Source organism: Phytobacter palmae (assembly GCF_039409775.1).
Taxonomy (GTDB): domain Bacteria; phylum Pseudomonadota; class Gammaproteobacteria; order Enterobacterales; family Enterobacteriaceae; genus Phytobacter; species Phytobacter palmae.
On sequence record NZ_JBCIVJ010000064.1, the window covers coordinates 1 to 917 of the forward strand.

The 917-nt window shown below is 34.9% G+C and carries 2 protein-coding genes; both read left to right on the forward strand.

The genetic code is table 11. The features are described from left to right. Positions 1 to 493: RHS repeat-associated core domain-containing protein (locus tag AAIG39_RS25645; RefSeq protein ID WP_343195057.1), on the forward strand; the 493-nt coding region annotated here is incomplete at its 5' end. Between the two features lie 2 nt (positions 494 to 495). Further along, entirely contained in the window at positions 496 to 876 is a 381-nt protein-coding gene (locus AAIG39_RS25650) for a hypothetical protein (protein WP_343195058.1), read from the forward strand. The last annotated feature ends 41 nt before the right edge of the window (positions 877 to 917 follow it).

Genomic DNA, 917 nt, shown 5'->3' on the forward strand with positions numbered 1-917 from the left:
CAATTTGTTTCGTTATTACGACCCGGATAGCGCCAGGTTTACCCAGCAGGACCCGATAGGGCTGGCGGGGGGATTAAATCTCTACAGTTATGCACCTAATCCTCTAAAATATGCTGATTCACTTGGATTAACTCCATGTGCTGTTAGTAACCAAAAAGCGAATCACTTATTAGATAGTGGTGAAACCAAAGTTACTGTTAGGTCTAGAAGTGACGCTGAACAATTGTTTATGGATAGATATTTAGGTCATAATTATAAAAATATGACAGGTGAGTCAGGCCCCAGCACTAAGAACTTAATGGAATATCTTACTGGAAATAAAACAAAAGCAGGTTCATATCATTGGGATGATATAAAAGATCCTTCTGTAACAAAACCTCCATATAGAGTGTCAGGTCATGGGCCAGGAAATCCTGATGGTGATTTACCACATTTACAAGTTCATCAACATGATGGGAGTGTTATACATATATTTTTCCCGTGGGAGACATAATAATGAACAATCTCAAAGCATTATTAAGTGGAAAGGTTTTGCTCAAAGAAATTAGTCCATTAATGCCTGGATATAGAACATGGGTTGAAATTTCACTGATCGATGAATTAAAACCATCTTATCCTTTTAGATTAGATGAATATGCTATGATAGGACATTCACCTTATGCTAATGAATGTAATAAAGATGAAGCTAAATTTAAACTACGAATATCATCATTTTTAGCTTCTGACATAGATAATGAATACGATCCATCATATGATTATGTTGGAAAATATGAAATTATCGCTTCACTTAATGAGTTAAAAACTAGGTTAAGTACTCTTCATGTAAACTTGGAGCAATTTATAAATTCATCGGAAGATGATGAGTATCCATTATAATAAGACAGAATAAAAAGCCGGGAAGGTTTTAAATCTTCCCG